General features: G+C 69.6%; 22 protein-coding genes and 1 other RNA gene. 6 read left to right on the top strand and 17 right to left on the bottom strand.

Annotated features, from left to right (window positions below; genetic code table 11):
- Positions 1 to 374: 374 nt before the first annotated feature.
- From ftsZ to rsmI, 16 genes are all read right to left on the bottom strand, one after another.
- Complete coding sequence (gene ftsZ / locus LQ771_RS01610; protein ID WP_231350670.1) at positions 375 to 1,556, bottom strand: cell division protein FtsZ; 1,182 nt, start codon at positions 1,554 to 1,556, stop codon at positions 375 to 377.
- A 152-nt stretch (positions 1,557 to 1,708) separates the two neighbouring features.
- Complete coding sequence (gene ftsA, locus LQ771_RS01605) at positions 1,709 to 2,941, bottom strand: cell division protein FtsA (protein WP_231350669.1); 1,233 nt, start codon at positions 2,939 to 2,941, stop codon at positions 1,709 to 1,711.
- 10 nt (positions 2,942 to 2,951) lie between these two features.
- A complete protein-coding gene (locus LQ771_RS01600; protein ID WP_231350668.1) occupies positions 2,952 to 3,683 on the bottom strand; it encodes a cell division protein FtsQ/DivIB in 732 nt (243 codons plus the stop codon).
- A complete protein-coding gene (locus tag LQ771_RS01595; RefSeq protein WP_255674233.1) occupies positions 3,680 to 4,636 on the bottom strand; it encodes a D-alanine--D-alanine ligase in 957 nt (318 codons plus the stop codon). Before LQ771_RS01595 ends, LQ771_RS01600 begins: the two co-directional genes overlap by 4 nt.
- A complete protein-coding gene (murC, locus tag LQ771_RS01590) occupies positions 4,633 to 6,072 on the bottom strand; it encodes a UDP-N-acetylmuramate--L-alanine ligase (protein ID WP_231350667.1) in 1,440 nt (479 codons plus the stop codon). Before murC ends, LQ771_RS01595 begins: the two co-directional genes overlap by 4 nt.
- Positions 6,069 to 7,253 carry an undecaprenyldiphospho-muramoylpentapeptide beta-N-acetylglucosaminyltransferase gene (gene murG / locus LQ771_RS01585; RefSeq protein ID WP_425491298.1) on the bottom strand — a complete coding sequence of 395 codons (1,185 nt, stop codon included), beginning with the start codon at positions 7,251 to 7,253 and terminating at the stop codon, positions 6,069 to 6,071. The genes murC and murG overlap by 4 nt, the downstream gene beginning before the upstream one ends.
- Positions 7,250 to 8,494 carry a putative lipid II flippase FtsW gene (gene ftsW / locus LQ771_RS01580; protein WP_231350666.1) on the bottom strand — a complete coding sequence of 415 codons (1,245 nt, stop codon included), beginning with the start codon at positions 8,492 to 8,494 and terminating at the stop codon, positions 7,250 to 7,252. Before ftsW ends, murG begins: the two co-directional genes overlap by 4 nt.
- A gap of 1 nt (position 8,495) precedes the next feature.
- The gene (gene mraY, locus LQ771_RS01575) at positions 8,496 to 9,578 is read right to left on the bottom strand and encodes a phospho-N-acetylmuramoyl-pentapeptide-transferase (protein ID WP_231350665.1); all 1,083 of its coding nucleotides are present in this window, start codon (positions 9,576 to 9,578) and stop codon (positions 8,496 to 8,498) included.
- Positions 9,568 to 10,938, bottom strand: a complete 1,371-nt coding sequence (locus tag LQ771_RS01570) for a UDP-N-acetylmuramoyl-tripeptide--D-alanyl-D-alanine ligase (protein WP_231350664.1) — start codon at positions 10,936 to 10,938, stop codon at positions 9,568 to 9,570. Before LQ771_RS01570 ends, mraY begins: the two co-directional genes overlap by 11 nt.
- On the bottom strand, positions 10,935 to 12,413 hold the full coding sequence (locus LQ771_RS01565; RefSeq protein ID WP_231350663.1) for a UDP-N-acetylmuramoyl-L-alanyl-D-glutamate--2,6-diaminopimelate ligase: 1,479 nt from the start codon (positions 12,411 to 12,413) through the stop codon (positions 10,935 to 10,937). The genes LQ771_RS01570 and LQ771_RS01565 overlap by 4 nt, the downstream gene beginning before the upstream one ends.
- Positions 12,410 to 14,221, bottom strand: a complete 1,812-nt coding sequence (locus tag LQ771_RS01560; protein ID WP_231350662.1) for a peptidoglycan D,D-transpeptidase FtsI family protein — start codon at positions 14,219 to 14,221, stop codon at positions 12,410 to 12,412. Before LQ771_RS01560 ends, LQ771_RS01565 begins: the two co-directional genes overlap by 4 nt.
- Positions 14,218 to 14,490 (bottom strand): cell division protein FtsL, encoded by a 273-nt coding sequence (gene ftsL / locus LQ771_RS01555; RefSeq protein ID WP_209617127.1) that lies wholly within the window; start codon positions 14,488 to 14,490, stop codon positions 14,218 to 14,220. The genes LQ771_RS01560 and ftsL overlap by 4 nt, the downstream gene beginning before the upstream one ends.
- Positions 14,487 to 15,407: a 16S rRNA (cytosine(1402)-N(4))-methyltransferase RsmH gene (gene rsmH / locus LQ771_RS01550; protein ID WP_231350661.1), complete on the bottom strand. Its 921-nt coding sequence runs from the start codon at positions 15,405 to 15,407 to the stop codon at positions 14,487 to 14,489. The genes ftsL and rsmH overlap by 4 nt, the downstream gene beginning before the upstream one ends.
- A gap of 45 nt (positions 15,408 to 15,452) precedes the next feature.
- Positions 15,453 to 15,899: a division/cell wall cluster transcriptional repressor MraZ gene (gene mraZ, locus LQ771_RS01545; RefSeq protein ID WP_231351820.1), complete on the bottom strand. Its 447-nt coding sequence runs from the start codon at positions 15,897 to 15,899 to the stop codon at positions 15,453 to 15,455.
- 427 nt (positions 15,900 to 16,326) lie between these two features.
- Positions 16,327 to 16,692: RNase P RNA component class A (gene rnpB / locus LQ771_RS01540), an RNA gene on the bottom strand.
- Between the two features lie 120 nt (positions 16,693 to 16,812).
- A complete protein-coding gene (gene rsmI, locus LQ771_RS01535) occupies positions 16,813 to 17,640 on the bottom strand; it encodes a 16S rRNA (cytidine(1402)-2'-O)-methyltransferase (protein ID WP_231350660.1) in 828 nt (275 codons plus the stop codon).
- 85 nt (positions 17,641 to 17,725) lie between these two features.
- On the opposite strand from rsmI, the gene LQ771_RS01530 reads away from it, so the two are divergent.
- The 4 genes from LQ771_RS01530 to LQ771_RS01515 all read left to right on the top strand — a co-directional run bounded on the left by LQ771_RS01530 (position 17,726) and on the right by LQ771_RS01515 (position 22,310).
- Complete coding sequence (locus LQ771_RS01530) at positions 17,726 to 19,684, top strand: penicillin-binding protein activator (RefSeq protein ID WP_231350659.1); 1,959 nt, start codon at positions 17,726 to 17,728, stop codon at positions 19,682 to 19,684.
- The gene (locus LQ771_RS01525; RefSeq protein ID WP_231350658.1) at positions 19,684 to 20,040 is read left to right on the top strand and encodes a YraN family protein; all 357 of its coding nucleotides are present in this window, start codon (positions 19,684 to 19,686) and stop codon (positions 20,038 to 20,040) included. The genes LQ771_RS01530 and LQ771_RS01525 overlap by 1 nt, the downstream gene beginning before the upstream one ends.
- A 243-nt stretch (positions 20,041 to 20,283) precedes the next feature.
- On the top strand, positions 20,284 to 21,651 hold the full coding sequence (locus LQ771_RS01520; RefSeq protein WP_231350657.1) for an FAD-binding oxidoreductase: 1,368 nt from the start codon (positions 20,284 to 20,286) through the stop codon (positions 21,649 to 21,651).
- 59 nt (positions 21,652 to 21,710) lie between these two features.
- The gene (locus tag LQ771_RS01515; RefSeq protein ID WP_231350656.1) at positions 21,711 to 22,310 is read left to right on the top strand and encodes a uracil-DNA glycosylase family protein; all 600 of its coding nucleotides are present in this window, start codon (positions 21,711 to 21,713) and stop codon (positions 22,308 to 22,310) included.
- An 83-nt stretch (positions 22,311 to 22,393) separates the two neighbouring features.
- Here the strand turns inward: LQ771_RS01515 and LQ771_RS01510 are convergent, their stop codons facing one another.
- Complete coding sequence (locus tag LQ771_RS01510) at positions 22,394 to 23,017, bottom strand: LysE family transporter (protein WP_343213524.1); 624 nt, start codon at positions 23,015 to 23,017, stop codon at positions 22,394 to 22,396.
- Between the two features lie 215 nt (positions 23,018 to 23,232).
- Between LQ771_RS01510 and LQ771_RS01505 the strand changes: the two genes are divergently transcribed.
- Positions 23,233 to 24,501, top strand: coding sequence for a nucleoside permease (locus LQ771_RS01505; protein ID WP_231350655.1), 1,269 nt, complete (start codon positions 23,233 to 23,235; stop codon positions 24,499 to 24,501).
- 80 nt (positions 24,502 to 24,581) lie between these two features.
- The gene (locus tag LQ771_RS01500) at positions 24,582 to 26,702 is read left to right on the top strand and encodes a TonB-dependent receptor (protein ID WP_231350654.1); all 2,121 of its coding nucleotides are present in this window, start codon (positions 24,582 to 24,584) and stop codon (positions 26,700 to 26,702) included.
- Position 26,703: the final 1 nt, after the last annotated feature.

Raw genomic sequence — 26,703 nt, 5'->3', positions numbered from 1 at the left:
GGGTCGGATGCTAACACAGTCTTAACCTGCCGCAATAGCAAACCGTACCGTACAGTCTGGTCGCCTCTTTAGAATTCCTTCATCTGTGACGCCGGTCACCAAGTCCGGCAAATCCCCGCCGCCTCAATCAGTTACCTGAGACACGCCCCCTGCGCCGGGAAGACGGGTATCCGGCGCAAGGGGGCGGACAGGCCGGCGACTCCCTGCCGGCCGGTGCGCGCGCCGGTCCTCGGCGCGCTGCCTTCACCTCAAAATCACCGGAGCGACGGTCACGAAAACCACACAGGCGCTAGATGCCTGCCGGGCCACGTCATGCACTGACCCGTCGATCTGGTGTTTTGTTCAATTTTCGCAAGGGCCTCCGGGAGTGCCGTTCAGTCGGCCTGGCGGCGCAGGAACGCCGGGATATCCAGATAGTCCAGGCTGGGATCGGCGCCCTTGGCCGGCGGCTCCGCGCGCGTGTGCGAGGCCACCGTCTCCGGCGCGGCGTAGTCCACCACCTCGTTGCCGGTACCCGTACGCAGCACCACCGGACGGGGCCGCTGGCGCATCTCCACCTGCTGGCTGGCCACGGCACGTGGAGCCTGGCGGGCGGCAGCCGCACGGTTCAGGCCCGTGGCGACCACGGTCACGCGCACATCGTCCTGCATCTCCGGGTCGAGCGAGGTGCCGATCACCACGGTGGCGTCTTCGCTGGCGAAGTCGTGGATGACGCGGCCGATCTCGTCGAATTCGCGCATGGTCAGGTTCGGACCGGCAGTGACGTTGACCAGGATGCCGCAGGCGCCATTGAGGTTGACGTCCTCCAGCAGCGGGTTGTTGATCGCCGCCTCGGCAGCGGCCTGGGCGCGATCGTCGCCACGAGCGGTGCCCGAGCCCATCATCGCCATGCCCATTTCGGACATCACGGTGCGCACGTCGGCGAAGTCGACGTTGATCAGGCCCGGCGCGGTGATCAGGTCGGCGATGCCCTGCACGGCGCCCTGCAACACGTCGTTGGCCGCCTTGAAGGCATTCAGCAGGGTGACCTCGCGGCCGAGCACCGACAGCAGCTTCTCGTTCGGCACGGTGATCAGAGAGTCGACGTGCTGGGACAGGTCCTCGATGCCCTTCATCGCCACCTGCATGCGACGGCGCCCCTCGAACGGGAACGGCTTGGTGACCACCGCCACGGTGAGGATGCCCTTCTCCTTGGCCAGCTGGGCCACGACCGGGGCCGCGCCCGTGCCGGTGCCGCCACCCATGCCGGCGGTGATGAACACCATGTCCGCGCCGTCGAGCATTTCCTCGATGCGCTCGCGGTCCTCCAGCGCGGCCTGGCGGCCGACTTCGGGGTTGGCGCCCGCGCCCAGGCCCTTGGTGACGTTGGCGCCGAGCTGCAGGTGGGTGCGCGAGCCGCAGTGCTTCATCGCCTGCGCGTCGGTGTTGGCGACGACGAACTCGACGCCTTCGATGTTGGCATTGAGCATGTGGGCCACGGCGTTGCCGCCGCCACCGCCCACGCCGATGACCTTGATGACCGCGTTGGGTGCCAGTTTTTCGATAAGTTCAAACATTTCCCGTCCTCCGTAGAGACTCTTCGTTGTCGTTGTTGCCGCGGGAACGGCGTCCTGCCGTCCTGCGGTGGTGGGCGAAACCTCCTTTCGCCCGCGGTGGCGCTCCGCGCCAGCCGAAAAATCCACTCCCGGAGAGAGCGCCGCCCCCTCCGTCAGAAATTTCTGGTGATCCAGCCACGCACCTTGTCGACCAGCCCGCCTACGCTGCCGCCGACCGGATGGCTCACGCGCACGCCGCCGGCGCGGGCGCCATGCAGCAGCAGGCCCACGCCGGTCGAATGCAGCGGATTGGCGACCACTTCGCCCAGGCCCGTGACGTGCTGCGGCACGCCGATGCGCACCATCTTGTGAAAGATCTCCTCGGCCAGCTCCAGCGCACCCTCCATCCGCGAGGCGCCGCCGGTGAGCACCACGCCGGCGGCGACCAGGCTGTCGTAGCCGGAGCGGCGCAGCTCGTCCTGCACCATCTCGAAGATTTCCTCGTAGCGCGCCTGCACACTCTGGGCGAGCGACTGGCGGGCCAGCCGGCGCGGCGGGCGGTCGCCGACGCTGGGCACCTGGATGGTTTCCTCGGCGTGCGCCAGCTGCGCCAGCGCGCAGGCGTACTTGATCTTGATTTCCTCGGCATGCGCGGTCGGCGTATGCACGCCGTAGGCGATGTCGTTGGTGACCTGGTCGCCGCCGACCGGGAGCGACTTGGTGTAGCGGATCGAGCCCTGCGTATAGATCGCGATGTCGGTCGTGCCCGCGCCGATGTCGACCAGACACACGCCCAGCTCCCGCTCGTCGTCGGTGAGCACCGCCTTGGCGCTGGCCACCGCCGAGGGCACCAGTTCGTCCACGGAGAGCCCGCAACGCTGGATGCACTTGGAGATGTTCTGTACGGCCGCGGCCGCGCCGGTCACCAGGTGCACGGAGGCTTCCAGGCGCACGCCACTCATGCCGACCGGCGAGCGGATGCCGTCCTGCCCGTCGATGCGGTATTCCTGCGACTCCTTGTAAAGAACCTTGCGGTCGGCCGGGATCGCCACCGCGCTGGCCGCCTCCAGCACCTGCTCCAGGTCGCCCGGGGTAACCTCACGGTCGCGGATCGCCGCGGTGCCGTGGGAGTTCTTTGTCTCCAGGTGGCTGCCGGAGATCGAGGCGAACACGGAGCGGATGTCGCAGCCGGCCATCAGTTCGGCCTCTTCCACCGCACGCTGGATCGAGTGCACGGTCGATTCGATATCGACCACCGATCCGCGCTTCATCCCGCGCGAGACGTGCGAGCCGATGCCGATCACCTCGATCGGTTCGCCCGGCTCGTACTCGCCCACGATCGCGGTCACCTTGTGGGTGCCGATGTCCAGGCCGACCACCAGCTGCTTGTCGTTGCGCGTCTTCATAGGGTCAGGCTCATGTGCGGGGTGTCCCCGCGGCAGGTGCGGCGGCGTCGGGCCAGCGCACGGCGAATCCGTTGGTGTAGCGAAGGTCGGCGTAGGCGAAGGCGGCGCTGTGGCCCGCCATCACCTGCGGGTAGACGTCGAGGAAACGGCGCAGACGCCTGCCGGCCTGGGCGCGGTCGCCCAGCACGATCCTGGCCCCCGTGTCGGTAGCCAGGCTCCAGCTGCCGCGTTCGGACAGCGCCACGCCGGACACCTTGAGCGGCGTGCGGGCCACCGCCTTGAGCGCATCGGCGTAGAACGCCACCACCTCGGGCATCTGAGCGTCCGGCCCGCGCAGGTCGGGCAGCGGCGTGGAAGGCGCGACCTTGCCGCCATCGAAGAGCACGCCCTGGCGGCTGATCAGCCGGGTCTCGTTCCAGCGCGCGAATGGCTGGCGCTCGTAGATGCGCAGGATCAGCGTGTCCGGCCAACGCTTGCGCGCCTCGACCGATTCGACCCAGGGCAATGCCGCGACCGCCTGCTGTACCGAGTCCAGGTCCAGCGCGAAGAAACCGTGGCCCAGACGTGGCCGCACGGCGGCGCGGATCTGCTCGGCGCTGACATGCTTGAACTCGGCCTGCACGGTCAGTTGCGTCACCGGCCAGCGGTCGGCGGCGAACCAGCCGCGCAGCACGCCGACGACCGGCAACGCGACCAGCGCGATGGCCAGACACCAGGCAACGAGGCGGATCGCTCCCCTCACAGGCCCTCCCGGAAACTGGTTTCCAGCACGCGCCAGCACACGTCCTCGTAATCGATGCCGGCCACCTTGGCCGCCTTGGGCACCAGCGAATGCGAGGTCATGCCCGGGGCGGTGTTCACTTCGAGCAGGAAGTTGCGGCCGGCGCGGTCGCGCATCACGTCCACGCGACCCCAGCCGTGGCAACCGAGCGCGTCGAAGGCCTCGAGCGCGAGCGCGCGCAGCTCGTCCTCGGCCGCCCCTTCGAGGCCCGGGCAGATGTACTGGGTGTCCTCGGCGACGTACTTGGCGTTGTAGTCGTAGAACGCCCCCTTCGGAACGATGTGGATCGAGGGCAGCACCTGGCGACCAAGGATGCCGACGGTCATCTCGTCGCCCTCGATCAGGGTCTCCATCAGCAGGTCGCCCGGGTAGCTGGCGGCCAGTTCGACCGCGCTGTCGAGCTGGTTTTCCTCGAACACGCGCGTCACCCCCACGCTGGAACCTTCGCAGGCCGGCTTGACGATCAGCGGGAAACCAACCCGCTTCGCCGCCGCGTGCACGGCATCCGCACCGGCGCCGCGCGGCAGTGCGACGAAGGCCGGCGTCGGCAGCCCGAGCGACTGCCACACGCGCTTGGAGCGCACCTTGTCCATCGACAGCGCCGAGCCGAGCACGCCGGAGCCGGTATAGGGCACATGGAGCGACTCCAGCGCACCCTGCAGCACGCCGTCCTCGCCGCCGCCATGCTGGCCGTGCAGGATGTTGAACACCCGCGCAAAGTGCCCGGCGCGCAGCGCATCGAGCAGCGCGGGAATGCCGTCGATCGCATGCGCGTCGACGCCGCGGCTCTTCAGCGCGGCCAGCACGTTGCGGCCGGAATCGAGCGACACCTCGCGCTCGGCGGAACTGCCGCCCATCACCACGGCCACGCGACCGAACTGGGTGGGATCGTTGATTCTGGTCGGAGCGTTCACTTTGCAGTCCTCAGGTGGCCGGCCTGCGCGAGCTCCACCGCCGCGGCGCCGATGTCGCCGGCGCCCAGGAGCAGCAGCAGGTCGCCGTCGCGCAGCAGCGTCGGCAGGGTGTCCTTGAAGTCGCGCGGGTGCTCGATGAGCACCGGGTCGACCTTGCCGCGCGCACGCACGGCGCGGGCCAGCGCGCGGCCATCGGCGCCGGCGATCGGCGCCTCGCCGGCCGGATAGACCTCGGTCAGCACCAGCACGTCGGCCTCGGCCAGCACGTTGGCGAAGTCGTCCAGCAGGTCGCGCGTACGGCTGTAGCGGTGCGGCTGGAAACCCACCACCAGGCGCCGGTCCGGCCAGCCGCCGCGGGCGGCGGCGAACACGGCGGCCAGTTCGCGCGGATGGTGGCCGTAGTCGTCGACCAGCAGCACGCTCCCCTGCTCCAGCTTCAGCTCGCCACGCCGGTGGAAGCGCCGGCCGACGCCCTGGAAGTTCTCCAGCGCGCGGGCGATCGCCCCGGCCTCGACGCCGAGTTGCCAGCCGATCGTGGCGGCGGCCAGCGCGTTGAGCACGTTGTGGCGCCCCGGCAGGTTGAGGGTGACCGGCAGCGGTTCGGCGCGGCCGGGCAGTTGCAGGTCGAACAGCATCTGGAAGCCGTTCTGGCGCACGTTCGCGGCGCGCACGTCGGCGTCGGCGGCGCTGATCCCGTAGGTCATCACGCGGCGCGCGGTGTCCTTGGCCAGCTTGGCCACTTCCTCGTCGTCCACGCACAGCACGGCCAGACCATAGAACGGCAGGCGGTGCAGGAAGTCGGCGAAGGCCTTCTTCACCTGCGCGAAGTCGCCGCCGTAGTTCTCCAGGTGATCCGCGTCGATGTTGGTGACCGCCGCGATCACCGGCGACAGAAGGAGGAACGAACCGTCCGACTCGTCCGCCTCGGCGACCAGGTACTGGCCGGTGCCGAGCCGCGCATTGGCCCCGGCGGCGTTGAGCTGGCCACCGATCACGAAGGTCGGATCGTAGTTGGCCTCGGCCAGGACGCTGGCGACCAGGCTGGTCGTAGTGGTCTTGCCATGGGTGCCGGCGATGGCAATGCCGCGGCGGAAGCGCATCAGCTCGCCGAGCATTTCCGCCCGCGGGATCACCGGGATGCGCGCGGCGCGCGCGGCGACGAGCTCCGGGTTGTCCTGGCGGATCGCGCTGGAAGTCACCACCACGTCGGCATCGGCCACGTGCGCGGCCTCGTGGCCGACCTGCACGACGATCCCGAGCGCGGCCAGCCGCTGCGCGGTCGGCGAATTGGCCTTGTCCGAGCCGGACACCGCGTAGCCCAGGTTGTGCAACACCTCGGCGATGCCGCTCATGCCCACGCCGCCGATGCCGATGAAATGCACGCGGCGGAAGGTGGCCATCAGGTCTTCGTGGGCGAGCAGCCGGCGCGGCGTCATGCGGCCACCTCCGGGGAAGCTGCCTCAAGGCATGCAGCAGCGATGGCGGCGGCCGCGTCCGGCTTGGCCTGCATGCGTGCGGCCACGGCCATCGCGGTCAGCCGCGCGCGGTCGGCGAGCAACGCGGCCAGGCGCTGGGCCAGTGTCTGTACGTCCAAATCGCGTTCCTGGATCAGTTCGGCGGCGCCCGCCTCGACCAGCGCCTGCGCGTTGCCGGTCTGGTGGTCGTCGACTGCGTGGGGGAAAGGCACCAGCACGGCGCCCAGGCCCGCGGCGGTGAGCTCGGCGATGGTCAGCGCGCCGGCCCGGCAAACGGCGAGGTCGGCCCAGCCGTAGGCGGCGGCCATGTCCTCGATGAAGGGCACCACATCGGCCTCGACGCCGGCCTGCGCGTAAGCCGCGCGCGCCTCGTCGAGCCCTCGGCTGCCGCACTGGTGGCGCACGGACGGACGCCGGTCTGCCGGGATCAGTGCCAGTGCCTGCGGCAGGGCAAGATTGAGCGCGCGCGCGCCCAGGCTGCCGCCCAGGACCAGCAACTGTCCCCGACCGGTACGGGCGGCGAAACGCGCGGACGGCGGCGGCAGCGCCGCGATGCTGGCGCGCACGGGATTGCCGACCCATTCGCCGTTCGCGAGCGCGTCGGCGAAACCGCTCAGCACCCGCTTCGCGAAGCCCGCGAGCTTGCGGTTGGTGTAGCCAGCCACGCGATTCTGCTCGTGTACCAGCAACGGCGTGCCGGTCAACCGCGCCGCCACGCCGCCGGGACCGGCCACGTAGCCGCCCATCGACAGCACGCTGCGCGGCCGCACGCGGCGCAGCACGCGCAGCGAAGCGACAAGCGCGCGCGCCAGCATCAACGGCGCCAGCAGGCGTGTCTTCACACCCTTGCCGCGCAGGCCACCGACCGCGACGGTGTGCAGCTCGATGCCGTGTGCGGGCACGACGCGGGTTTCCATGCCCCCGGCCGCGCCCAGCCACGCCACCGGCACGCCCTGCGCGCGCAGCACGTCGGCCACGGCCAGGCCGGGGAAGATGTGGCCGCCAGTACCGCCGGCCATGATCAGCACGGGCCGGGAATGGGAAATCGGCAATCGGCAATCGTTAACTGCAGAGGCCGATCCGGCAGAGCGCGATGCGCTCTGCCGATTCCCGATTCCCGATTCCCGATTCCCGGTCTTCATGCCGCCACCGCCTCGCGCTCGCGCGGCGCGGCTACTGCCGCGTTCGCGTCCGCCACGGCCATCGCGGGCATCCGCGTGGCCATCTGGCGCGCATCCAGTGCGCGGTTGATCTCGAAGGTGGCACGCAGCAGGACGCCGGCCATGGCGCAGGTCATCAGCACCGAAGAGCCACCCGAGCTGATCAGCGGCAGCGTCAGGCCCTTGGTCGGCAGCGCACCGAGGTTCACGCCGATCGACACCATCGCCTGCAGACCCAGCATCAGCGAGATCCCGAACGCCACGTAGCCGGCGAATCGCTGGCCCACCTCCACGCCCTTCAGGCCGAGGTGCAGCCCACGTCCGACCACGGTGGCGAACAGCGCCACCACGAGCACGATGCCCGCCAGACCCAGCTCCTCGCCGATCACCGCCAGGATGAAGTCGGTGTGCGCCTCGGGCAGGTAGGAAAGCTTGAGCACGCTCGAGCCGAGGCCCACGCCGGCCCATTCGCCGCGGCCGATCGCCATCAGCGACTGGGTCAACTGGAAGCCGTCGTTGAACGGGTCCTTCCACGGGTCCATGAACGAGGTCAGCCGCTTCATGCGGTAGCTCTCGCTGGTCGCCGCGATCGCCAGCAGCGGCATCAGCGGCAGGCCCATGGCGATCAGGTACAGCGGCCGCGCGCCGCCGAGCCAGACCATGCCGATGGTGACCGCGATGATCAGCGTGGCCGAGCCGAAGTCCGGCTGCGCCAGCAGCAGCAGCACAATGATGCCGGCCACCAGCACCGGTCGCAGCAGGCCCCAGAACTTCGTTTCCACGCTCTCGCGGTGGCGTACCAGGAAGCTCGCCACGTAGACGACCAGGATCAGTTTCACCGCCTCGACCGGCTGGAAGCTGATCACGATGAAGTTGAGCCAGCGGCGCGCACCGTTGATGCGCATGCCCAGGTGCGGAACGAACACCGCCAGCAGCAGGGCCCCGCCCACCAGCAGCAGCGGCAAGGCGTACTTCTCCACCTGCTTCAGTTCGGTGCGCATGGCCACGGCGGCCAGGCCCAGCCCCAATGCCAGGTAGAACAGGTGCTTCTTCAGGTAATAGAACGCCCCGATGTGCTGGCTGTCGGCCACGGCGATGGAGCTGGAGGTGACCATCACCACGCCCATGCTGGCCAGCCCGACGAGCGCGACCAGCAGGGGCAGGTCGAAGCTGCCCCGCGGCCCGTGCCGCTTGATCGCCTGGCTGGAACCGAAGCCGAACATGTCAGCGCACCTTCAACGTGGCGAGGCCGATCAGCACCAGCACGACGCTGATGATCCAGAAGCGCACGATCACCCGCGGCTCGGGCCAGCCCTTGAGTTCGAAGTGGTGGTGGATCGGCGCCATGCGGAAGATGCGCTTGCCGGTCAGCTTGAAGCTGGCCACCTGCAGCATCACCGAGACCGTCTCCAGCACGAACACGCCGCCCATCACGATCAGCACGATCTCCTGGCGCACGATCACCGCCACGCAGGCCAGCGCCGCGCCGATCGCGAGCGCGCCGACGTCGCCCATGAACACCTGCGCGGGATAAGTGTTGAACCACAGGAAGCCCAGGCCCGCGCCGGCCAGTGCGCCGCAGAAAATCGACAGCTCGCCCGCGCCGGGGATCGAGGGAATGCCCAGGTATTCGGAAAACACCTTGTTGCCGGCCAGGTAGGCGAACACGCCCAGCGCGCCGGAAACCAGCACCGAGGGCATGATCGCCAGTCCGTCCAGCCCATCGGTGAGGTTCACCGCGTTGGAGAAGCCGACCACCATGAAATAGGCGACCACTACGAACAGCACGCCCAGCGGCAACGCCACCTGCTTGAACAGCGGCACGTACAGCGCGGTCTCGGCCGGCAGCTGCGCGGTCTTGTAGAGGAACAGCGCCGCCGCCAGCCCGAACACCGACTGCCAGAAATACTTCCAGCGCGAGGCCAGGCCGCGGCTGTCCTTGAGCACCAGCTTCTTGTAGTCGTCGTAGAAGCCGATCACGCCGAAGGCGATCAGCACCGCCAGCACGATCCACACGTAGCGGTTGTGCAGGTCGGCCCAGAGCAGCGTGGCGATGGCGATCGCCAGCAGGATCATTACCCCGCCCATCGTCGGCGTACCGGCCTTGACCAGATGCGTCTGCGGACCGTCGCTGCGCACCACCTGCCCGGCCTTGAGCGCCGCCAGCCGCATGATCAGGCCCGGCCCGAACAGCAGCGACATCGCCAGCGCGGTGAGCGCGGCCATGATCGTGCGGAAGGTGATGTACTGGAACAGGTGCAGGGCAGTGAAATGCCGCGCCATCCAGTCGGCCAGCTCAAGCAGCATCGACGGGGCCTCCGGGGGCGTGGAATTGTTCTTTGAGTGAGGACACGATCTGCTCCATGCCGGCCGAGCGCGAGCCCTTGACCAGGCAGGTGACGCCCGCATGCAGCTGGTTCGCCAGCGACGCGGCCAGCGCAGCCTTGTCGGGGTGGTGCTCGCTGCCCGTGCCGAACGCCTTGGCCGCGCCGGCGCTCAGCGGCCCGACCGCGAACAGCCGGTCGATGCCGGCCGCTTTCGCGCGCGCGCCGATACCTTCGTGCAGCGCGCGCGCGTCGGCGCCGAGCTCGGCCATGTCGCCGAGCACCAGCCAGCGCTCGCCGGTAGCCAGCGCCAGCGTGTCGATCGCCGCGCCGACCGAGCCGGGATTGGCGTTGTAGCTGTCGTCGATCAGCGTCCAGCCGCCGGGCATCGCCTCGCTGCGCAACCGGCCGGCCACGCCCGGCACGTGCAACAGGCCGGCGACGATGGTCGCCAGCGGCACGTCCAGCGCCAGCGCGATCGCGGCCGCGGCCAGCGCATTGGCGATGTTGTGGCGGCCGGCCAGCGGCAACGCCACCTCGGCCTCGCCTGCGGGCGTGCGAAGCACGAAGCGCGAGCCGTCCACGCGCTGCTCCAGGATCGTCGCGCCCACGTCGACGTTGCCTCCGAGACCGAAGTGCAGCGTCGCCCGCGAACCGGCCAGTCCTTCGAAGAAGCCGGCAAAGGCATCGTCGGCGTTGATGATCGCCACGCCGTCGGCTGGCAGCGCCTGGTACAGCGCGCCCTTGGTCTCGGCCACGCCCTCCAGGCTGCCCATCCGCTCAAGGTGCGCCGGCGCGATGGTGTTGACGAGGCCGATATCGGGCCGGGCGATGGCGGCGAGATAGGCAATGTCGCCCGGCTTGCCCGCGCCCATCTCGAGCACCGCGTATTCGCTGTCGGCCGGCATCGCCAGCAGGGTCAGCGGCAGGCCCAGCTCGTTGTTGTAGTTGCCTGCGTTGACGTGGGTGCGGCCATGGCGCGACAGGATCGACGCCGTCAGCGTCTTGACCGTGGTCTTGCCGTTGGAGCCGGTGATGCCGACCACGCGCACGTTGCGCTGCGCGCGCACGGCGCTGGCCAGGTCGCCGAGCGCGGCCTGGGTGTCGTTGACCAGCACCTGCGGCAGGTCGACGTCGACGCGGCGCGTGACCAGCGCCGCCGAGGCGCCACGCAGGGCCGCGTCCCGCACGAAGTCGTGTCCGTCGACGCGCTCGCCCCTGATCGCCACGAACAGTTCGCCCGGGCGCAGCCGGCGGGTGTCGATCGCCACCCCTTCCACCTGCAGGTCGGGGCCCAGCAGGCGGCCATGGGTCCATACCGCGATTTCGGAGAGGCGCATCATGCGTGGGTCTCCCTGGCCGGTTGCCCAAGAGCAGCACGGGCCGTTGCGAGGTCGTCGAACGGGCGCTTGCCTGCCGCGCCTTCCTGGTAGGTTTCGTGGCCCTTGCCGGCGATCAGCACGACGTCGTCCGCGCCGGCACCGGCGATGGCCATGCCGATGGCGGCAGCGCGGTCGCGCTCGACCGTGGCCGCGCGCTGCATTCCGGCGCGGATCTGCGCCACGATGGCATCGCCGTCTTCGCCCCGCGGGTTGTCGTCGGTGATGATCGCCACGTCGGCCAGGCGCTCGGCGATCGCGCCCATCTGCGGGCGCTTTCCCGCATCGCGCTCGCCGCCGCAGCCGAACACGCAGACCAGCCGACCGGCGCAGTGCGCGCGCAGCGCGGTGAGCGCCTGCTCCAGCGCGTCGGGCGTGTGCGCGTAATCGACCACCACCAGCGGGTGGCGGCCATCGCCGCCGAGGCGGCTCATGCGGCCGTTGACGGGCGTGAGCGATTCCACCGCCTCGACGATGCGCGCGAACGGTTCGCCGAGCGCGCCCAGGCAGGCCACCACGGCGAGCAGATTGGCCACGTTGAAGCGTCCGAGCAGCCCGCTGCGGACCGCGTGCGCACCCCACGGCGTATCGAGCTCGAAGGCCAGGCCCTCGGCGGAGGTCACGATGGCCTTGGCACTGACGTCGGCGGTGCCCGCCATGCTGGTGCGCAGCGCGCGCACACCGGCCGGCAGGCGGTCGGCCAGGCTGCGGCCGAACGGATCGTCCACATTGATTGCCGCCGCTTTCAGTCCCGGCCAGGCGAACAGCCGGGCCTTGGCCGCACCGTAGGCTTCCATCGTGCCGTGGTAGTCGAGGTGGTCGCGGGTAAGGTTGGTGAAGGCTGCCACCTCGAAAGCCACCGCGCCCACGCGACCCTGCTCGAGCGCGTGCGAGGACACTTCCATCGCCACGTGCGTCGCACCCTGGTCGCGGAAGCGCGCCAGCAGGCGCTGCACGCTGATCGCATCCGGCGTGGTGCGCTCGCCCTCGTCCAGCGCTCCGTACAGACCCGCGCCGAGCGTGCCGATGCTCGCCGCCGCGTGACCCAGCCGCGACAGCGCCTGGGTGATCAGTTGCACGGTCGAGGTCTTGCCGTTGGTGCCGGTGACGCCGACCACACGCAGCGCGCGCGAGGGATGGTCGTAGTAGCGTGCGGCGATCTCGCCCAGGCGCGCATGCAGGTCGTCGATCCACAGCACCGGCACGCCGGGCGTGAAACCCGCCACCGCCGGCGCCTCGGCGAGCACCAGCGCGGCGCCGCGCGCCACCGCTTCGGCGGCAAAGGCGATGCCGTGCGTGCGCGTGCCGCGCAGCGCGACGAAGGCTTCGCCGGAGCGCACCTGGCGCGAGTCCAGACCGAGGCCGCAAATACGAAGATCGCCGAGCGCACCCGCGTCGGCGAAGCCATCCAGCAAGGGGGCGAGGAGGCGCGTGTTCACGGCTCCTCCTCGACGGGCGCGTCGTCGATCGGCGGATCGGTGGGCGGCTTGCTGCCGGCCAGTCCGGTCGGGCTCATCAGGGGCCCGCCCGCATACCAGCGGCCGATGTTGTCCGGCGGCACGTCGAGCAGGCGCAGCGCGCCCTCCATGACGCGCGCGAATACCGGCGCGGACACCATGCCGCCGTAGTAGCTGCGCTTCTGCGGATCGTCGATGATGACCACGCCGACCAGCCTCGGGTTGCTCGCCGGCACCATGCCGGCGAACGCGGCCGTGTAGTTGGTCCGCGAATAGCCGCCGGCATTGGCCTTGTGCGCCGTGCCGGTCTTGCCCGCCACGATGTAGTTGGCAATGCGCGCGGTGGTGGCGGTACCACCCGGGGCGGTCACCGTCTCCATCATCCGCACGATCTCGTCGGCGACTTGCCGGGAGACGATCGCCTTGGGCTCGTTGTCGGCCCCCTTGATGAAGCTCGGCGAATGCATGACGCCGTGGTCGCCCAGCGTGGCGTAGGCATTGGCAAGCTGCAGCGGCGTCACGTTGAGGCCGTAGCCGTAGCCCATGATCGCCTGTTCCAGCGGGCGCCAGTCACGGCCGATCCGCAGCAGCCCGGAGGACTCGCCCGGAAAACCGCTGTTGGTGCTGTTGCCGAAGCCGAACGCGCGGTAGGTGTTGTACATGAGCGCCGTGTCGAGCGTCATGGCGATATGCGCGGCGCCGACGTTGCTGGACTTGGTGATCACGCCGGTGGGCGTGAGCAGGCCGTAGTTGTGCGTGTCGTGGATGTCGTGGCCCTGGAAATACCAGTGGCCGCCGGTGGTGTCGATCAGCGGACTGGTCGGCGTGTACTTGCCGCTGGACAGCGCTGCGGCCATCAGGATCGGCTTGATCGTCGAGCCCGGCTCGACCAGGTCGGTGACGGCACGATTGCGCCGGTCGGAGAACTTGCTGCCGGCCAGCGAATTGGGGTTGTAGGTGGGCAGGTTGACCATCGCCAGCACTTCGCCGGTCGGTACGTCCAGGATCACCATCGAGCCGGAGGCCGCATTGAACTCGGTCAACGCGTTCTTCAGTTCGTTGTAGGCGAGGAACTGGATGCGCCGGTCGATGCTGAGCGTGAGGTTCTTGCCCGGCTTGGGCTCGCGCACCTGTTCGACGTCTTCCACCACGCGCCCCATGCGGTCGCGGATCACCCGCTTGGCGCCGGGCTGGCCGGACAACCAGTCGTCGAACGCAAGCTCGAGCCCTTCCTGGCCGTGATCGTCGATATTGGTGAAGCCGAGCACGTGCGCGGTCACTTCGCCCGACGGGTAGTAGCGGCGGTATTCGCGCTGTGCGTTGACGCCCGGGATGTCCAGGTCGAGCACGGCCTGGGCGGCTTCCGGCGGCATCTGCCGGCGCAGGTAGACGAATTCGCGGTCGGCGCGCTGGGCCAGGCGCTCCTTCAACTCGCCCGCATCGACACCGAGTGCGGCGGCCAGGTCCGGGATGCGGTCGGCGCTCTCCAGCACCTGCGGCGGATTGGCCCATACCGACATCACGGGCGTGGACACCGCAAGGGGCTCGCCGTTGCGGTCGAAGATGGTGCCGCGCGACACCGGGATCTTCACCTCGCGCAGGAAGCGCGCGTCGCCCTGCTCCTGGTAGAACTGTTTGCGCAGCACCTGCAGGTCGAACGCGCGCGCGACCAGGCCCAGTGAGGCGAGCGACAGCACGCCGACCACCAGCAACATCCGTCGGCGCGGGCTCGGGCCGGCGCCACGGCGACGGCCGGCGGCAGGCTGGGGAATGGGTCGGCGCGGGCTCATCGACGCACCAGCTGGATGTCTTGCGGCCTGGGCGTGACCATGCCCAGTTTGCTGCGGGCCTCCTGGTCGATGCGTCGCGGCTCGGCCCAGGTGGCCTGTTCCAGTTCGAGCCGGCCATATTCGACGTTGAGTTCGTCGCGCTGGTTCTGCAGGCGGGTCAGTTCGACGAACAGCACGCGGCTCTCGTGGCGCGTCCATACCACGCCGATCGCGCTGACCAGCACGGCCAGCAGCAGGATCACGAGCGCCGCACCGCCGAGCGCCTTCATGCGAGTTTCTCCGCCACGCGCAGCACCGCCGAGCGGGCGCGCGGATTGACCGCCAGCTCCTCGTCGGAGGGGAAGCGCGGCTTGCCCACCGCGGCCAGCCGCGCCGGCTTCGCGGCCACCGGCGGACCGCGACGGCTACCCTGGACGCGGCCGGAATGGTCGCGGATGAACTGCTTGACCGCCCGATCCTCCAGGGAGTGGAAGCTGATCACCGAAAGCCGCCCGCCGACCTTGAGCCGTTCGAGCGCCGCCTCGAGGCCACGCTGCACGGACTCGAGCTCGCCGTTCACGCGGATGCGCAGGGCCTGGAAGCTGCGCGTGGCCGGGTGCTTGCCCGGCTCGCGGCGGCCGATGGTGCGCTCGATCAGCGCGGCCAACTCGCCGGTGCGCGCGATCGGCGCCTCGGCGCGGCGCGCCACGATGGCACGGGCGATCTTCCGACTGAAGCGCTCCTCGCCGAAGGTCCACAGCACGTCGGCGATCTCGTGCTCGTCGGCGCGGGCGAGGAACTGCGCGGCGCTCTCGCCCTGCGTGGTGTCCATGCGCATGTCCAGCGGCGCATCGGCCATGAAGCTGAAGCCGCGCGCGGCCTCGTCCAGTTGCGGTGACGAGACGCCAAGGTCGAGCAGCACGCCGTCGAGACCGGCGGCGGTTTCGTCCCATTCGGCCAGCTCGGCAAAATTGCCATGCCGGATCGACACGCGCGCATCGCCCGCGAAGGCCTCGCGCGCGGCGGCGATGGCGGCCGGATCGCGATCCATGAGCAGCAGCCGCCCGTCGGGCCCCAGGCGCGACAACACCGCGCGTGCGTGACCGCCGCGCCCGAAGGTGCCATCCAGATACCGCCCGCCTGCCTGCACGGCAAGGCCCTCCACCGCTTCGCCCAGCATCACCGGGATGTGCCGCAACTCGGCCACGCCGCACCTCCCGCCCGTCGAAATTCCCGCACCGGATCCCGCGCCTCAGAGGCGCAGGTCCGCCATGTCGTCAGTGATGTCGTCTTCGCCGAGGGTCTGGCGGATCTTGGCCAGATGGGCCTGCTCGCTCCACAACTCGAACTTGTTGCCCATGCCCAGCAGTACCGCCTTCTTCTCGATGCCGGCGGCGCCGCGCTGGCTGGCCGGCAGCAGGATGCGCGAAGCGCCGTCCGGCTCGACCACGGTCGCCGCACCCACCAGCTTCATCTGCAGGTTGCGGTGGGACGCCTTGACCATCGGCAGCGCATTGACCTGGTCGCGCACCGTTTCCCACTCGGCGTAGGGGTAGATCCACAGGCAACCCATTTCGAACGGGCTGTAGGTGACCACCAGACGATTGGCGCACTCGCCCGCGACCAGTTCCCGATACGAGGTCGGAATGGCCAGTCGGCCCTTGTCGTCAACGGTGATGGCGGTCTCGCCCTGGAACACCTGCGTGGACTCCACTGATTCCCACGATTTCACACAGGGTCCCACGATACGTCTCGCCTTTTGAGACGTCAAGGGAATTTTGCTTGCGAATCAAAGAGAAAGGCGGAAGTGTGGACGTATTTCCAGCCATTTGGGAGGAAGGTCCGCAAGGTGCTTGAAAGCAGGGGAGTTTTCCAAACCGCTTGTGAGGCAGGTCACGGCCGCTTTCCGGCCCAGGCAGACCGGACATGAACTTGCCGTTCAGGCCCCAGCCCCTGCAGGAGCGTCGCCGGGCGCGATCGTCATCCATGCGCCTGCCGCCACCACGACCCACGGTCGCGCCCAAGGCCCCGCCAAGCCAGGGCCACACGAAAAAGGGCCGGGGTGGCGAATCCTCCGCGCCACCCCGGCCCTTCCCTGGCAGCGCGCCGGAGCGCGCCGCCGCAAGAGGCGGAGCCGGCCTGTAAGCCGGGTTCTGTACGCCTTGCGGCGCGACAGTCATTCCTCTCGGCCAGGCGTCGCCGCCTGGCTCCAGCGACCTACCCGGGAACAACGCGGGCCGCGTTATCGTTCCCCTATTCGGTCTTGCTCCGGGTGGGGTTTACCGTGCCGTGCGGCGTTGGCCCCGCACGCGGTGCGCTCTTACCGCACCCTTTCACCCTTGCCTGATCCCCTCGCGGGGCCATCGGCGGTCTGCTCTCTGTTGCACTGGCCGTCAGCTCGCGCTGCCCAGGCGTTACCTGGCACCCTGCCCTGTGGAGCCCGGACTTTCCTCGACGCACTTGCGATGCGACGCGACTGTCCGGCCGACTCCGCGACCATTGTACCGCCCGGGAGACGGGATCGGGGATTGGAAAAGCTACCCCACTGTAGGAGCGCACCTGTGCGCGACCGCGACCCCCATCGGACATGACGGTCGCGCACAGGTGCGCTCCTACATCTGATAGAGGGCCTTTCTCGGCGCACCGGTGATCGCTGCGGCAAGCTTGGCTGCCTTGGCGGGCGCCATCTCTTCGCGCAACAAGGCAAACACGCGCTGCCCTTCGGCCAGCCGCGTGTCCGCCTCCTCGCCGCGACCGGCCACCAGGATCACGCACTCGCCGCGCTGCTGGTCCGGATCGCCCGCCACGCGCGCAGCAAGCTCCTCCAACGGCTCGCCGATCACCGTCTCGAACAGCTTGGTCAGCTCACGCGCCAGCACCGCCTCGCGCGCACCGCCGAACACTTCGCGCATGTCGGCCAGGCTCTCGGCCACGCGATGGGAGGACTCGTAGAAAATGAGCGTGCGCGGCTCGCCGGCCAGTTCCCGCAGCCGGCTGCGCCGTGCGGCCGCCTTGGGTGGCAGGAAGCCCTCGAAAACGAAGCGGTCGCTCGGCAGCCCCGCCACCGACAGCGCCGCGATCGCCGCGCAGGCGCCGGGAATCGGCACGCAACGGATGCCCGCCGCGCGCGCCGCGCGCACCAGCCGGAAACCGGGGTCGCTTACCAGCGGCGTACCCGCGTCGGAGATCAGCGCCACCGACTGCCCGTCCAGCATCCGTCGCACCAGCCCATCCACCACGTCGCGCTCGTTGTGCTCGTGCAGCGCCACCAGCGGCACGTCGACGTTGTAGTGGAGCAACAGCGGACGACTGTGGCGCGTGTCCTCCGCCGCGATCACGTCGGCGCCACGCAGCGTGGCAATCGCACGCGCGGAGATGTCGTCGCGATGGCCGATCGGCGTGGCGACCACCGACAGGCTGCCGGGCTGGACAGTAGGCATGGAAACTCCGGGGCGGTGCGCAAAGGGCTCGCGACACGATCGGCTATGATCGCTCACCATGTCGACCACGACCAAGGGACACTCCATGCGACTGCTCCGCGCCGCCGGCCTCGGCCTGCTGATCGCCATAGGCCTGGCCGCCTGCGTGCCGACCAAGGTGACCCGCTCACCGCAGGAACTGGCCGCCGCGCAGCACGCCGGACAGCTCGCCAGCCAGGGACAGTTCGACCAGGCGATCCAGGCCTATCTCGACCTGGGCCGGCAGACCGGCGACAGCGACCACTACAACATCCTGGCGGCCGAGGTGTACCGCGAGGAAGGCGCGCTCGAACAGGCCGCTCCGCTGCTCGACCAGGTGCGCCGCCCCCGTCTGCGGGGCGAGGATGCTGCCCGCTACGATCTCCTCCGCGCGGAACTGGCGCTCGCACGGCGTGACGCGCATACCGCGCTGCAACTGACCACCCAGCCGACGCCGGTGCCGCCGACGCTCGAACTGCGCCTGCTCGAACTGCGCGCGCGCGCCATGGAAGCCAGCGGCGACCTGTGGGGCGCCGCACGCACGCGCGTGCAGATGGACCCCCAGCTTGAAGGCCTGGACCATACGCAGAACCGCAAGCAGATCCTCGACCTGCTCGGCCGCCTGGGCGTCGAACCGCTCAAGCGCCGCGGCACCGCCATGCAGGCCGGCGACCGCATGCTGCCGTGGGTCAACGAGGCGCTGACCCGGCTCGGCGTGCCGGTGGCGCAGCCGCAGCCGGATCTCGAACAGCCGGTCGGCACCATGTTGCCGGGCGCGGATGCGAACGTGCGCGAGGGCTACCGCATGCCCGCGAACGTGGCGCTGCTGCTGCCGCTGGGTGGCAACTTCGCCAGCGCCAGCGGCGCCGTCCGCCAGGGTTTCTTCGCCGGCTACGCCGATGCCGCCCGCACCCACGCGCCGCGCGCCAACGTGCGCGTATACGACAGTGGAGGCAGCGCCGACAGCGCGATCAAGGCGTACCAGCAGGCCGCCCGTGATGGCGCGCAGCTGATCGTCGGTCCGCTGACCCGCACCGAGGTCGCCGCGGTGTTCGGCCAGGCGCAGCTGCCGGTGCCGTTGCTCGCGCTCAACCACCCGGACGACAAGAGCCTGCCCGCCTCCGGCGCCACCGAGTTCGGCCTGCTGCCGGAGACCGAGGGCGCGCAAGCGGCCGACCACATGGTCGAACGCGGCATCCACGGCGCCTATGTGATGGTGTCCGACGACGACTTCGCCCAGCGCGCCGCGGGCGCCTTCAAGGCCGAGTTCGAGGCACGGGGCGGCCACGTCGCCGGGATGGCCATGCTGCCGCCGGGCAAGGTGAACTACGCCAGCGCGATCGCCGGCCTGAACATGCCCACGACGGCCACGCCGCTGGCCGGGACCGAACCGGCGCAAGCCGCCTCGGTGCCCGCCGCCGCCGGCAGCGTGGAAGCCCCGCCCGCGCCGGTGCCGACCGGCGACACCGGCATCTTCATAAGCATGCGTCCGGAGCAGGCCCGCCTGCTGCTGCCGCAATTGCACGTCGCGCACGTGGGACTGCCGGTGTTCGCCACCTCGCATATCTATGCGGGCGTGGATGACGCGGCCGCCAACCGCGACCTCGACGGCGTGGAGTTCTCCGACGCGCCCTGGCTGTTCGACGCCCAGCCCGGCCTGCCCAGCCATGACGCGATCGCCTCCCGGTTGCCCGCCGCGCGCGGCACCTCGGCGCGGCTGTTCGCCTTCGGCATGGACGCATGGAACCTGGTGCCCTACCTCGACTGGCTGCGCGACCACCCCGGCAGCTACCTGCCCGGCGCCAGCGGCCAGCTTGCCGCCGACCAGTTCGGCCGCATCCGCCGCGTGCTTGTATGGGCGCGCTTCCAGGATGGTCTTGCCCGGCCGCTGACCGGCAGCCTGCAGATGGACGACGTGCCCTCGTCCGCCCCGCCGGTGGACGAAGGGACCCGCACGCCGATCCCCGCGACGTCCACCGGCGTGCCGCCCGCCGCCTCGACCACCCTTCCGCCCGCCGGCCACTGATGCGCGCGGCGGGCGAGGCCTTCGAACAGCGCGCCTGCCGCGAGCTGGAGCGCGCCGGCCTGAAGCCACTGGCGCGCAACTACAACACGCGCCACGGCGAGCTGGACCTGGTGATGCGCGACGGCGACACGGTGGTGTTCGTCGAAGTGCGCTATCGCGTGCGCGCCGGCCATGGCGATGCGGCGGCGTCGGTCACGCGGTCCAAGCAGGAAAAACTGATCCGCACCGCGCAGTTGTGGCTGGCGGCGCACGCCCAGCATGCCAGCCGCCCCTGCCGCTTCGATGTGGTGAGCTACGACGGCCCGGCGAACGAGGCGAGGATGCACTGGTTGAAGGGCGCGTTCGAGGCCGAGTGACCGATCCCTCTCCCCCGGCTATGCCGGGGGAGAGGGCTGGGGAGAGGGGGAGGCCCTTGCTTATTCGGGCCACACCAACCCGATTCACTGCTTGCACCGCTCCCAACCCGCCCCCCTTCCTGGAGGGGAGAGAGGCAAGGCGCGGGATTGCGCTAATTTCGCTGCTTCAACCAAAGGCCTCCCCCTCTCCCCAACCCTCTCCCCCGGCATAGCCGGGAGAGAGGGAGCCAAGAGCCAAGAGCCATGCCCCTACCCCCATCTTTCCTGACCGCGCTTCGCTCGATCTTCGCCGACGCCGTCCACACCGGCTCGGCCGAGCGGCTGGCGTACGCCTACGACAACTCGCGCCTCAACGCGCAGCCGGACGCCGTGGTGTTCCCGACGGAACACGCCCAGGTCGAAGCGCTGGTGCGCGCCTGCCGCGAGCATCGCGTGCCGCTCACCGCGCGCGGACGCGGCAGCAACACCACTGGCGCCACGGTGCCGGTCGAAGGCGGCGTGGTGGCGAGCTTCGAGCGCATGAACCGCATCCTGCGCATCGACCCGGCCAACCGGCTGGCAGTGGTCGAGCCGGGCGTGCTCAACGGCGACCTGCAGCGCGCGCTGGCGCCGCACGGCCTGTTCTGGCCGCCGGACCCGAGCTCCTCGCCCTGGTGCAGCATCGGCGGCAACCTCGCCTGCAATGCCGCCGGCCCGCGCGCGGTCAAGTACGGCACGCCGCGCGAGAACACGCTGGGCCTGCGCGCCGTCGCCGGTACGGGCGAAGGCTTCCGCTGTGGCACCTACACCAGCAAGGGCGCCACCGGCTACGACCTGACCCGGCTGCTGATCGGCTCGGAAGGCACGCTGGCGCTGGTCACCGAAGCCACGCTCAGGCTCACGCCCCGCCCTTCGGCCATCCGCACGTTGCGCGCGACCTATCGCGACGTCGGCGCAGCCGCGCAGGCGGTGGCACGCATCATGGGCCAGCCGGTGACGCCCTGCGCGCTGGAGTTCGTCGACGAGACGGCACTGAAGCTCGCCCACGCGCACGCCGGCAACGAGGTGCCGCTGGCCGGCGCGCTGCTGATGATCGAGGTCGATGGGGAACCGGAAACGCTGGATGCCGCCGTCGCCGCCGTCTCGGCCGCCGCGCGCGGCGACGGCATGGAGACCCTGCACACGGCCGCTACCGTCGAGGAGGCCGAGCGACTGTGGGCCGCGCGCAAGGCGCTCTCGCCAGCGCAGCGCACGATCGCGCCGGACAAGATCAACGAGGACGTGGTGGTCCCGGTCAGCCGCCTGCCCGAGCTGGTGCAGGGGATCGGACGGCTCGCGGCGAAGCACGACGTGCTCGTGGTCAGTTTCGGCCATGCCGGCAACGGCAACCTTCACGTCAACCTGTTGCCGCGCGACGCCGCCGAGCGCGAGCGCGCGCGCGCCTGCCTGGCCGAGATCTTCGCGCTGGTGATCGAACTGGAAGGCACCTTGTCGGGCGAACACGGCATCGGCCTGGCCAAGCGCGAGTTCATGCCACTGGCGCTGCCGCCATCCACCTTGCAACTGATGCGCGAGGTGAAGCGCGCCTTCGATCCGGCCGGCATCCTCAATCCGGGCAAGCTGTTGCCCTGATGCAGGCCGGCGGCGGCGAGCCGGCGTTACCATGTGCGGGTTTCATTCCAGCCTGTGCCATGCCCCGCCCGCCGTTAGAACGCCTGCTTGCCGAAATCCGCGCCTGCCAGCTCTGCGCCGCACACCTGCCCCACGGCGTGCGTCCGGTCCTGCAAGCCTCGGCCACCGCGCGCCTGCTGATCGTCAGCCAGGCACCCGGGCGCAAGGTACATGCGAGCGGCGTGCCCTTCGATGACGTGAGCGGCGACCGCCTGCGCGACTGGCTCGGCCTGGACAAGCCCGCGTTCTACGACGCGGCACGGGTGGCGATCGTGCCGATGGGTTTCTGTTTTCCAGGCAGCGCGCACGGCGCCGACCTGCCACCGCGGCGCGAATGCGCGCCAACCTGGCATCCGCGGCTGTTGCCGCTGCTGGAACAGGTGGAACTGACCCTGGCGATCGGCCGCTACGCGCAGGTCGGCCTGCTCGGCACGCGGGCGGGCGCGAACCTCACCGACACCGTGCGCGACTGGCGCACACACCTGGCCGGCGGCGTGCTGCCGCTGCCGCACCCGAGCCCGCGCAACCAGGTCTGGACCCGGCGCAACGCGTGGTTTGCGGAAGAACTGCTGCCGGTGTTGCGCGAACACGTCGACCTCGCCCTCGGTCGCCCCCGGTAGGAGCCCGCTTGCGGGCGATGCTTTCATCTGTCCGGGCCACGAACATCGCCCGCAAGCGGGCTCCTGCAGAGGGTCATGCCGGGTCAACCGCGACGGGCGAAGACCAGGTGCAGACCGAAGGCGATGAACACCGCGCCGGCGAGGCCATCGATCCACCGCGCCAGCCGCAGGTAGGCCCGACGCATCGCCGGCAACGCGAAGAACGCGGCCACCAGCGCGAACCAGATGAACGTCTCGGCCACGATCAGCCCCCACAGGCCCCAACGCGTGGCTGCATCCACGCGGTCGCCGAGGAACGCCGAGAACACGCTGCCGAAGTAGACCACTACCTTGGGATTGGCCAGGTTGGTCAGCAGCCCCGCGCGCAGGGTGGCCAGCTCGCCACCGGGCGTGGCCGTCGCCCCGCCATGCTCCGCCGGTGCGTGCACGAGCACGCCACGCAACATGCGCAGCCCCATCCACGTCAGGTACAGGCCACCGGCGATGGCGACCACCTGCTGCAGCCACGCCAGCCGGTGCAGCACCAGCTGCATGCCGAGCAACGCCAGCGCCGACCACAGCGTGATCCCGAGGGTGATGCCCAGCACGCCGAACAGCGCCTGCTTGCGGGAGCGGCTGACGGCCGTCTGCGACACGAAGAAGAAATCCGGGCCGGGGCTGAGCAGCGCGACCAGATGGACGACGGCGATGGTGAGGAACAGATGCACGATCCGGATCCGCAGGGCGGGCGTGGAAGTGTAGGCCGCCGGCCCCCGCCCCTGCAGGCACCGGCCACAGCGCGTCCCTGGCGATCGCCACGACCTCCGGCGCTCCGCGCCCAGCCTTGCCCGCCCGCATCCCTTTCTCTAACCTGCCGGACTTTGCAGCCAGGGCGCTCGTCCGCGGCTTTTGCAGGGGAAAGGCACATGCGGAACTTTGCACCATGAACATCAAGCTGCGTCTGATCGTGATGAACTTCCTGCAGTTCTTCGTGTGGGGTTCGTGGCTCACCACCATCGGCGCCTACTGGTTCCAGACCCGCCACTGGGGCGGCGCCGAGTTCGGCGCGATCTTCTCCACCATGGGCATCGCCTCGCTGTTCATGCCGGCGATCACCGGCATCATCGCGGACAAGTGGATCAACGCCGAGCGCCTGTACGGCGTGCTGCACCTCGGCGGCGCGGTGATGCTGTTCATCGTGCCCACGATTGACAATCCGGCCACGCTGTTCTGGGTGATGCTGGTCAACATGTGCTTCTACATGCCGACCATCGCGCTCTCCATCACGGTGGCCTACAACGCGCTCAAGACCGAGGGCGTGGACATCGTCAAGGTGTATCCGCCGATCCGCGTGTGGGGCACGGTCGGGTTCATCGTGGCGATGTGGGCGATCAGCCTGCTGCACATCGAGACCTCGCCCGAGCAGTTCCACATTGCCGGCATCGCCGCCGTGCTGCTGGGTCTGTACTCGTTCTCGCTGCCGCGCTGTCCGCCGCGCGACACCCGCCACAGCTCGATGGTCGACGTGCTGGGCCTGCGCTCGTTCGCGCTGTTCAAGAACTACAAGATGGCGGTGTTCTTCCTGTTCGCGATGGCGCTGGGTGCCGCGCTGCAGCTGACCAATGCCTACGGCGACACCTTCCTGCACGACTTCGGCAAGGTCGACGCATACAAGGGCCTGCTGACGGTGCGTTATCCGAACATCGTGCTGTCGATCTCGCAGATGTCCGAAACGCTGTTCATCCTCGCCATTCCGTTTTTCCTCAAGCGCTTCGGCATCAAGAAGGTGATGCTGATCAGCATGATCGCGTGGGTGCTGCGCTTCGGCCTGTTCGCCTACGGCAACCCGGCGGAGCTCTTGTGGATGATCATCCTGTCGAACATCGTCTACGGCATGGCGTTCGACTTCTTCAACATCTCCGGCTCGCTGTTCGTCGAGGGCCAGGCCGATCCGAAGATCCGCGCCAGCGCGCAGGGCCTGTTCATGCTGATGACCAACGGCGTGGGCGCGGTGCTGGGCAGCTCCATCAGCGGCCTGGTGATCGAGCGCTTCTTCACCGCGCCGGACGGCGCGCTGCAGTGGCACGGCATCTGGCTGAGCTTCGCCGGCTACGCGCTGGTGGTGGCGGTGCTGTTCGTGATCCTGTTCCGCCACAAGCACATCCCGGAGAACGCGGCGCGGGCAAATCTGGGGCATCAGACAGGAATCTGAGCGCAACCCCTCGCAAGTTCCTGCTTGTTGTTGAGAATCATTTTCATTAGCATGCGCAGCCTTGCCCACCGGAGGCTGTCATGCCGTCGTCCGCACGTCCGCTCGCGCTCGCCCTGATTCTGGCCCTGGCCGCCCCGCTGCATGCGGCTGACGTGCCGCAGGCAACCACCCTCGAGCGGGTCCAGGTCTCCGAAAGCACCCTGCGCCTGCCGCGCAGCCAGGGCGCGCTGCCGATGACGATCACCGTGATCGACCACCAGGATCTTGCCAACCAGCTGGCGATCACGCCGGATCTGGGCGACGCCATCGGCGCGCTGGTGCCCTCCTTCGCGCCCTCCACCCAGAAGCTTTCGGTGCGTGGCCAGACCCTGCGCGGGCGCAACCCGCTGTACATGATCGACGGCGTGCCGCAGTCCAGTCCGCTGCGCAACGGCTCGCGCGACGGCTACACCATCGATCCGGCAATGATCGAGCGGATCGAGATCGTCGAGGGCTCCAACTCGCTGCAGGGTCTGGGGGCCGCCGGCGGCATCATCAACATCATCACCAGGCATGCGCCAGCGCAGGATGGCGTCCGCCAGGAAGTCACGCTCGATGCCAGCGCGCCGACCCAGGGCGCCGACGGCCTGGGATACGGCGGCACATGGCTGATCGGCGCACGCTCCGGCGCGTTCGACATGGTCGCCGGCGCCTCCTGGCGCAAGCGCGGCATGTACTCGGATGCGCGCGGGCGTCTGATCGGCGTGGACGGCACCCAGGGCGACCTGATGGATTCGAGGAGCCGGGACGTCTTCGCCAAGCTCGGCTATACCTTCGCCGGCGAGCGCCGGCTGCAGCTCACCGCCAACCGTTTCGACCTGGAGGGTGACGGCGACTACACCGCGGTCTCCGGCGACATGGAGGCAGGCATCCCGACCACCTCCGTGCGCGGGAAGCAGCCGGGCCTGGCCCCGCGCAACCGCGTGCTCACCACCAGCCTGGACTACCGCGACCCGCAACTGGCCGAAGGCGAGCTGCGCGTGCAGCTCTACCACCAGCGCAACCGCGAGCTGTTCGGCGGCGGCACCTTCGGCACCTTCCAGGATCCCGCCTACGGCCCGCTGGTGTTCGACCAGTCGCAGAACGAGTCGGTCAAGGATGGCGCGCGGCTGTCGTGGTCGCGCCGCGGCCTGCTCGACGACACACTGACCGTGTTGGCCGGTGCGGACGGCTACCGCGACCGCACCCACCAGTCGCTGGCGCAGACCGGGCGGGACTGGGTGCCCGAGAGCACCTACACCGGCTGGGCGCCGTTCGCGCAGGCCGAGTACTGGCCGCTGCAGGCGCTGTCGATCAACGCCGGCCTGCGCCAGGAACACGGCCGGCTGGAGGTGCCGACCTTCCGCACGCTGGCTTCCTACGGCGGCGTGGTCGTCGAAGGCGGCTCGCGCAGCTTCAGCAAGACGCTGCCGAACATCGGCGCGGTCTGGTACCTGAGCGACGCGGTCAACCTGTTCGCCAGCTACGCCGAGGGCTACACCCTGCCCGACGTCGGCCGCGTGCTGCGCGCGATCAGCGTGCCGGGCCGGCGCGTGGGCGACTTTCTCGACCTCAAGCCGGTGGTTTCGGACAACCGCGAAGTGGGCGCCGAGTACGCCGGGGCCGCCTTCAACGCGCGCGTCAGCTACTGGACCTCGACCTCCAGGCTCGGCGCCCTGCTGGTGTTCGACGCACCCAACCAGGTCTACAACGTGGCCCGTCAGCGCACCGAGATCAGCGGCTGGGAAGCACGCGCCGGCTGGACGCCGCGCGAAGGCACGCGGATCGACGCATCCTACGCGATCAACCACGGCCGCTCCGACCGCAACGGCGACGGCCGGGTGGACTCGGATCTGGACGGCGCCAACATCGCGCCGAACCGCTTGAATCTCTCATGGACCCAGCGCTGGAACGGCGCGCTGTCGAGTTACCTGCAGCTCTCGCGGCTGGCAGGGCGTGACTTCGCCACGCTGGGTCGGCGCACCGCGCATTTCGACGGCTACGTCACCGCCGACGCGTACGTGAAATGGCACACCGGCGCCGCCGGCGACTGGACGCTGGGCGTGCAGAACCTCGCCAACAGGCAGCACATCAACTATGTGTCACAGACCGTGGGCGACGACGATTCGTACTTCGCCGGCCGCGGCCGCACGCTCTCGCTCGCCTGGCAACAGATTTTCTGAG

Source organism: Frateuria soli, assembly GCF_021117385.1.
Taxonomy (GTDB): domain Bacteria; phylum Pseudomonadota; class Gammaproteobacteria; order Xanthomonadales; family Rhodanobacteraceae; genus Frateuria_A; species Frateuria_A soli.
Note: the sequence above shows the minus strand (reverse complement) of the source record. Positions and strands in the feature narration are given on the sequence as shown.

Coding starts and splice junctions, on each gene's coding strand:
- ftsZ (WP_231350670.1), bottom strand. CDS start 1,556: ATGTTTGAACTTATCGAAAAACTGGCACCCAACGCGGTCATCAAGGTC.
- ftsA (WP_231350669.1), bottom strand. CDS start 2,941: ATGAAGACGCGCAACGACAAGCAGCTGGTGGTCGGCCTGGACATCGGC.
- murC (WP_231350667.1), bottom strand. CDS start 6,072: ATGACGCCGCGCCGGCTGCTCGCCCACGAAGACCTGATGGCCACCTTC.
- murG (WP_425491298.1), bottom strand. CDS start 7,253: ATGAAGACCGGGAATCGGGAATCGGGAATCGGGAATCGGCAGAGCGCA.
- ftsW (WP_231350666.1), bottom strand. CDS start 8,494: ATGTTCGGCTTCGGTTCCAGCCAGGCGATCAAGCGGCACGGGCCGCGG.
- mraY (WP_231350665.1), bottom strand. CDS start 9,578: ATGCTGCTTGAGCTGGCCGACTGGATGGCGCGGCATTTCACTGCCCTG.
- LQ771_RS01570 (WP_231350664.1), bottom strand. CDS start 10,938: ATGATGCGCCTCTCCGAAATCGCGGTATGGACCCATGGCCGCCTGCTG.
- LQ771_RS01560 (WP_231350662.1), bottom strand. CDS start 14,221: ATGAGCCCGCGCCGACCCATTCCCCAGCCTGCCGCCGGCCGTCGCCGT.
- ftsL (WP_209617127.1), bottom strand. CDS start 14,490: ATGAAGGCGCTCGGCGGTGCGGCGCTCGTGATCCTGCTGCTGGCCGTG.
- rsmI (WP_231350660.1), bottom strand. CDS start 17,640: ATGCCTACTGTCCAGCCCGGCAGCCTGTCGGTGGTCGCCACGCCGATC.
- LQ771_RS01530 (WP_231350659.1), top strand. CDS start 17,726: ATGCGACTGCTCCGCGCCGCCGGCCTCGGCCTGCTGATCGCCATAGGC.
- LQ771_RS01525 (WP_231350658.1), top strand. CDS start 19,684: ATGCGCGCGGCGGGCGAGGCCTTCGAACAGCGCGCCTGCCGCGAGCTG.
- LQ771_RS01520 (WP_231350657.1), top strand. CDS start 20,284: ATGCCCCTACCCCCATCTTTCCTGACCGCGCTTCGCTCGATCTTCGCC.
- LQ771_RS01515 (WP_231350656.1), top strand. CDS start 21,711: ATGCCCCGCCCGCCGTTAGAACGCCTGCTTGCCGAAATCCGCGCCTGC.
- LQ771_RS01505 (WP_231350655.1), top strand. CDS start 23,233: ATGAACATCAAGCTGCGTCTGATCGTGATGAACTTCCTGCAGTTCTTC.
- LQ771_RS01500 (WP_231350654.1), top strand. CDS start 24,582: ATGCCGTCGTCCGCACGTCCGCTCGCGCTCGCCCTGATTCTGGCCCTG.